This is a genomic window from Cupriavidus sp. SK-4, from assembly GCF_000611125.1.
GTDB classification, from domain to species: Bacteria; Pseudomonadota; Gammaproteobacteria; order Burkholderiales; family Burkholderiaceae; genus Cupriavidus; species Cupriavidus necator.
Genome location: NZ_JFJW01000033.1, coordinates 22257 through 28288, shown reverse-complemented (window position 1 = coordinate 28288; position 6032 = coordinate 22257). Strand labels below are relative to the sequence as shown.

The 6032-nt window shown below is 69.0% G+C and carries 5 protein-coding genes and 1 pseudogene; 2 read left to right on the top strand and 4 right to left on the bottom strand.

The genetic code is table 11. The annotated features are described in order from the left end of the window. From CF68_RS38085 to CF68_RS06910, 4 genes and pseudogenes are all read right to left on the bottom strand, one after another. Window positions 1-255, bottom strand: a pseudogene (locus CF68_RS38085) (EamA family transporter); the annotation flags it as partial. Between the two features lie 49 nt (window positions 256-304). Then, window positions 305-943: a LysE family translocator gene (locus CF68_RS06920; RefSeq protein ID WP_035816969.1), complete on the bottom strand. Its 639-nt coding sequence runs from the start codon at window positions 941-943 to the stop codon at window positions 305-307. Then, window positions 943-1656 carry an alanyl-tRNA editing protein gene (locus CF68_RS06915; RefSeq protein WP_035816967.1) on the bottom strand — a complete coding sequence of 238 codons (714 nt, stop codon included), beginning with the start codon at window positions 1654-1656 and terminating at the stop codon, window positions 943-945. The genes CF68_RS06920 and CF68_RS06915 overlap by 1 nt, the downstream gene beginning before the upstream one ends. Before the next feature lie 34 nt (window positions 1657-1690). Beyond that, window positions 1691-2368: a VOC family protein gene (locus CF68_RS06910; protein WP_035816965.1), complete on the bottom strand. Its 678-nt coding sequence runs from the start codon at window positions 2366-2368 to the stop codon at window positions 1691-1693. Window positions 2369-2452: 84 nt separating this feature from the next. Between CF68_RS06910 and CF68_RS06905 the strand changes: the two genes are divergently transcribed. After that, window positions 2453-4003, top strand: a complete 1551-nt coding sequence (locus CF68_RS06905) for a PLP-dependent aminotransferase family protein (RefSeq protein ID WP_035816963.1) — start codon at window positions 2453-2455, stop codon at window positions 4001-4003. A gap of 123 nt (window positions 4004-4126) precedes the next feature. Further along, window positions 4127-6032: molecular chaperone HtpG (gene htpG / locus CF68_RS06900; RefSeq protein WP_035817025.1), on the top strand; the 1906-nt coding region annotated here is incomplete at its 3' end.

Below are 6032 nucleotides of genomic sequence, written 5' to 3'. Positions count from 1 at the left end.
CCGCGGCCACTGGCCGCCGCGCGGGCGGCGGCTGTCGGACAGCGCGCCGCGCCAGGCCAGCAGCGCCAGCGCCAGCAGCGCGGCCAGCACGGCGCGCGCCAGTGCCACAAAGATCGGGTCCAGCTCGGCCACCGCCATGCGCGTGAACGGCAGCGTCTGGCTGAAGATCGCCACGCCGACAAAGCCGAGCAGCATGCCGCCGGAGGCCGGTGGGGCAGACGTCAGTGGCGGCGAAGCGGGGCGGCTGGCGGGCATGGTCTGGGTCTTGGTTGTCATTGGCTCGGAATCGGATCGCCGCCGCGGGTCACTGCACGCCCGGGCTGGCACTGATCGCAATCCACAGTGCGGTCAGCGCCAGCGCCGCGCCCATGGCGCGGTTGAACCAGCGCACGCGCTGGCCTTGCTGCAGCCATTGCCGCAGCGACGCGCCCAGCACGCCGTACACGCCGTTGCTGACAAAGCCCAGCACGCCGAACACGCCGCACACCAGCAGCACGCGCTGCAGCGGCGAGGGCGCGCCCGTCATGTAAGAGGCCGCGACCGCCAGCGCCAGCATCCACGCCTTGATGTTGGCGTACTGCAGCACCGCCGACTGCCACACGCTCAGCGGGCGCAGCACCTGCTTCTGCGCCAGCACCGTGCTGCGCGCGATCTTCCACGCCAGCCACAGCAGGTAGGCCACGCCGGCCAGGTGCACGCCGGCGGCCAGCGCGGGCTGGCCCAGGATCAGCGCGCCCACGCCCAGCGCGCACAGCGCGAGGATGCTGGCAAAGCCGAAGGCCACGCCCACGCAGTGCGGCAGCGTGGCGCGCAGCCCGAAGTTGGCGCCGGTGACCGCGGCGATGGTGGTGTTGGGCCCGGGCGTGAACAGGCCCACCGTCAGCAGGGTCAGCAGGGCCAGGAACTGCGCGGCCGTCAGGCCGGTGAGCAAGCCGGACGCCATCACGCGAACGCAACCGCCACGCGCCGGTTGGTGCGGCTCTTCTTCTCGATCTTGGTCACCACCACCGCGCCGATCTCGCTGGTGTTGGCCACGTGCGTGCCGCCGCAGGGCTGGCGGTCCACGCCGGGGATCTCGATGATGCGGATGCTGGCGGTGCCCGCCGGCGGCGCGGCGCCGATGGTGCGCACCAGCTCGGGCTGGGCGGCCAGTTCCTGCGGCGTGATCAGCGTGGTGCGCACCGCGGTGTTGGCGTGGATCAGCGCGTTCAGGCGCTCGGTCAGGTCGGCCTTGTCCAGGGTCGATTCCGGCAGGTCGAAGTCGACCCGTGCCGACTCCGGCGAGATGCCGCAGCCGGTCACCGGCGCCGGGATCAGCGAGCCCAGCAGGTGCAGGCAGGTATGCAGCCGCATCAGCTTGTGGCGGCGCGCCCAGTCGATGGTCACGGTGACTCGCTCGCCCACGCGCGGCAGCGGCGCATCCGGTGCCGGCACATGCAGGATGCGGCTGCGGTCGTCGGCGTAGACAGTGTCGACGATGGCCACCGTGCGCCCGTCGGCCAGCGCCAGCGTGGCGGTGTCGCCGGCCTGGCCGCCGCTGCGCGCGTAGCACACGGTTTCGTCGAGTTCGATCCCTTCGGCGCCGGCCGCCACCACGGTGGCGGTGCAGTGGTCGAGGTAGGGGTCTTCGTCGAAGCGCTTGCGGGTGGCGGACATCGGGGGTCTCCTGGTGGGCTTGTTCTGGGTGTGGCTAGCGCAGGGTGCGGATGCCCTGCGCGGTTTCGATTTCGGCAATCAGTTCAGGCGGGCCCTCGGCCTGCTCGATGGCGATGAGGTGGTCGGCGCCCAGCCAGGCCAGCCCCTGGCGCAGCAGCTCGGCGCGCGGGTGGCGCCCGGACAGCTTGCGCAGCGCCAGGTCCTGCCGCGGCAGGCTGACGCCGGGGTAGCTGGCCACGTCCCACTGGATCAGGCTGGGCAGCAGGCCGTCGCCGGCGCTGTTGGCTTCGCCCGGCCAGGCGGGCAGGCTGCCGTCCTCGGGCACGGTGATGCGCCAGTGCAGGCCGCCGCGGGTCATCGGGATGACCGGGGCGATGCGCTCCGGGTACTGCGCCTGCCATCGGCCCAGGTCGGCAGGGCGTTCCACGCGCGCGGCCCAGTGCAGCAGGAACGGGCCGTCGCGCAGGCGCTGCTGCACGGCCTCGGTGTCCAGGCCGAACCAGCGCGGGCGTGCCGGCGCGGCGGCGGCAGGATCGACCGCGATCACTTCCAGGTAGACGCCGCCGAACATGCCCAGCACGCGGTTGTGCGTGCCCATGGCCGTGTGCGTACCGCCGCCCTGGGGCGCAATGCCCAGCAGGCCGGCAACGTAGTCCGTGCCGGCGTCCAGGTCGGACGCGGCGATGACGAGGTGATCGAGGGCGAGCTTCATCTTGGCTTGATGGTAGACAAGGTAGTCGGTACAGTACCGGTACAGTTGAGCGGATCGTATTCAGTACAGTTGCAGGAGCAGCACATGGATGCCAACAGCAGGGACGGCGACGCCGGCAGCGAGACCGCCACCGTCATCCGTCAGAAGGATAGCGGAGGCGGCGCCCAAAGCACATCGGGACATGCCTCCGGCCGCGCGCTGCGGCTGGTGGTGCCGCCCACCGAGCGCTTCCCGGATCCGATCCCATCGGCGCAGATGACGCTGGTCGAGCAGCTGACCGAATGGGCCCGCATGCGCATCGACGAGCGCGTGTTCCGCGCCGGCATGCGCATGCCGTCGATCCGGCAGCTGGCGCAGGAGAAGGGCATCTCGCGCTTTACCGTGGTCGAGGCCTATGAGCGGCTGGTGGCGCTGGGCTACCTGGAATCGCGCCGCGGCTCCGGCTTCTACGTGCGCGAGCGCGCCCCGGCCGCACCCGCGGCGCCGGTGTCCGGCAACGTGGCGGTGGCGCGCAATATCGACGTGACCTGGCTGCTGCGCAGCATGTTCCATACCGCCGAGGCGCACAAGGCGCCAGGGCTGGGCTTCCTGCCCAATGACTGGCTCGACGGCGAACTGATCGCCAGCGCGCTGCGCGGGCTGGGCCGCCAGCCCGGCAACCATTTCCTGGCCAGCGGCACGCCGCAGGGCTTCCTGCCGCTGCGCCAGCAGCTGCGCACCCGGCTGGAAGAACTGGAGATCGGTGCCAGCGCCGAGCAGATCGTGCTGACCTCGGGCATCACCCAGGCCCTGGACCTGATCGCGCGGCTCTACCTGCAGCCCGGCGACTCGGTGCTGGTGGGCGATCCGGCCTGGTTCGTGATGTTCGGCCGCTTTGCCGCGCAGGGCGCCCAGGTGATCGGGGTGCCGTACACGGCCGAAGGGCCGGACCTGGAGGCGCTGGAGCGCATCGTGCAGGCACGGCGGCCCAAGCTGTTCGTGATCAACTCGGTGCTGCACAACCCCACCGGCACCTCGCTGTCGGCGGCCAAGGCCTTCCAGCTGCTGCGCCTGGCCGAGCAGTACGACTTCCTGATCGTCGAGGACGATATCTACTGCGACCTGTGCCCGCCCGGCCACGCCGCCACCCGGCTGGCCAGCCTGGACCAGCTGCGCCGGGTGATCTACCTGGGCAGCTTTTCCAAGACCCTGGCGGCCAACCTGCGCGTGGGCTTTATCGCCGCGCACCCGGAGATGGCGTCGGCGCTGACCGACAGCAAGCTGCTGGCGGGGCTGGCCACGCCGGAGATCAACGAGCGCGTGCTGTACAAGGTGCTGACCGAGGGCCACTACCGCAAGCATGTGGAGCGCGTGCGCACCCGGCTGGACCGCGCCCGCGACGAGACCCGGCGCGAGCTGGAGCACCTGGGCCTGCGGCTCTTTCCCGGCCAGCACGCCGGCATGTACCTGTGGGCCGATACCGGCCGCGACACCAACGCGATCGCCACCGCGGGGCATGAAGAGGGATACCTGTTCGCCCCGGGCAGCCTGTTCTCGCCGTCGCAGATGCCGTCGGGCTGGATGCGCTTCAACGTCGCCAGCAGCGGCCACCCGGACATGCTGGCCTTCCTGGCGCGCCAGCTCGAGCGCCTGTAAGTCACATCCCGGCAGCACCCGGGCCTTGAAAAATGGCCCGGGCGGCCCTATGTCTGGCGGCACCGGCCACAGGACCGTGGCCACACCCACTTTCCAGATTCGCCTGTTTCCAAGAGGAGAACCATGACCGCACCGCACGAGACGATGAGCTTCCAGGCGGAAGTGAAGCAACTGCTGCACCTGATGATCCACTCGCTATACAGCAACAAGGAAATCTTTCTGCGCGAGCTGGTCTCGAATGCTTCGGACGCCACCGACAAGCTGCGCTTCGAGGCGATTGCGAACCCGGCCCTGCTGGAAAACGACGCCGACCTGGCCATCCGCATCGAGGCCGACCCGCAGGCGCGCACGCTGACGATCACCGACAACGGCATCGGCATGAGCCGCGACGAGGCCATCCGCAACCTCGGCACCATCGCCCGCTCGGGTACCAAGGAATTCTTCCAGCAGCTTTCCGGCGACCAGCAGAAGGACGCCGCGCTGATCGGCCAGTTCGGCGTGGGCTTCTACTCGGCCTTTATCGTCGCCGACAAGGTCACGGTGGAAACGCGCCGCGCCGGCCTGGGCGCCGAAGACGCAGTGCGCTGGGAAAGCACCGGCGACGGCGAGTTCACCATCGATGCCATCGCCCGCAACGAGCGCGGCACCACCATCACGCTGCACCTGCGCGAGGGCGAGGACGACTTCCTCTCGGCCTGGCGCCTGAAGGGCATCATCCAGAAGTACTCGGACCATATCTCGCTGCCGATCCGCATGCCCAAGGAGATCTGGGATGCCGAGGCCAGCGCCTACAAGCGCACCGACGAGTGGGAAAGCGTCAACCAGGCCAGCGCCCTGTGGACGCGCGCCAAGTCGGACATCACCGACGAGCAGTACACCGCCTTCTACCACCACATCGCACACGCGCACGACAACGAGGCGCCGCTGGCCTGGACCCACAACCGCGTGGAAGGCCGCAGCGAGTACACGCAGCTGCTGTACATCCCGGCGCGCGCACCGTTCGACCTGTGGGACCGCAACCACAAGGCCGGCCTCAAGCTGTATGTGAAGCGCGTCTTTATCATGGACGATGCCGACCAGCTGCTGCCCGCCTACCTGCGCTTCGTCAAGGGCGTGGTCGATTCGGCCGACCTGCCGCTGAACGTGTCGCGTGAACTGCTGCAGGAAAGCCGCGACGTAAAGGCGATCCGCGAAGGCTGCACCAAGCGTGTGCTGTCGATGCTCGAGACGCTGGCGGATAGCGATGACGAAGCCGAACGCGCCAAGTACACCACCTTCTGGCAGCAGTTCGGCCAGGTGCTCAAGGAAGGCATGGGTGAAGACCCGGCCAACCAGGAGCGCATCGCGAAGTTGCTGCGCTTTGCCTCGACGCACAACGACACCGCCGAGCAGAGCGTGGCGCTGGCGCAGTACGTCAGCCGCATGAAGGAAGGCCAGGACAAGATCTACTACGTGACCGCCGACACCTGGGCTGCCGCGAAGAACAGCCCGCATCTGGAAGTGTTCCGCAAGAAGGGCATTGAAGTCCTGCTGCTGACCGACCGCGTGGACGAGTGGATGCTTTCCTTTGTACGCGAGTTCGACGGCAAGGAACTGGTCTCGGTGGCCCGCGGCGACCTCGACCTGGGCAAGCTCGCTGACGAAGCCGAGAAGGCCGAACAGGAAAAGGCTGAGAACGACTGGAAGGACGTGGTCGCCCGCGCCAAGGCTGTGCTCGACGGCAAGGCCAAGGACGTGCGCGTGACGCTGCGCCTGACCGACTCCGCCTCGTGCCTGGTTTCGGACGAAGGCGACATGAGCGGCTACCTGCAGCGCATGCTGAAGCAGGCAGGCCAGAAGGCGCCGGACGCGCAGCCGATCCTGGAGCTGAATCCGGACCACGCGCTGGTGAAGAAGCTACGCGACCTGCCGGAAGGGGATGCCTTCAGCGACCGCGTGCAGGTGCTGTTCGACCAGGCGCTGCTGGCCGAAGGCGGCATGCTGGACGATCCTGCTGCGTATGTGCAGCGCGTGAACAAGCTGCTGGCCT

What these genes read in the sequence shown, in the direction of transcription:
- CF68_RS06915 (WP_035816967.1), bottom strand. Translation starts at nt 1,656, where the DNA reads ATGTCCGCCACCCGCAAGCGCTTCGACGAAGACCCCTACCTCGACCAC.
- CF68_RS06910 (WP_035816965.1), bottom strand. Translation starts at nt 2,368, where the DNA reads ATGAAGCTCGCCCTCGATCACCTCGTCATCGCCGCGTCCGACCTGGAC.
- CF68_RS06905 (WP_035816963.1), top strand. Translation starts at nt 2,453, where the DNA reads ATGGATGCCAACAGCAGGGACGGCGACGCCGGCAGCGAGACCGCCACC.
- CF68_RS06920 (WP_035816969.1), bottom strand. Translation starts at nt 943, where the DNA reads ATGGCGTCCGGCTTGCTCACCGGCCTGACGGCCGCGCAGTTCCTGGCC.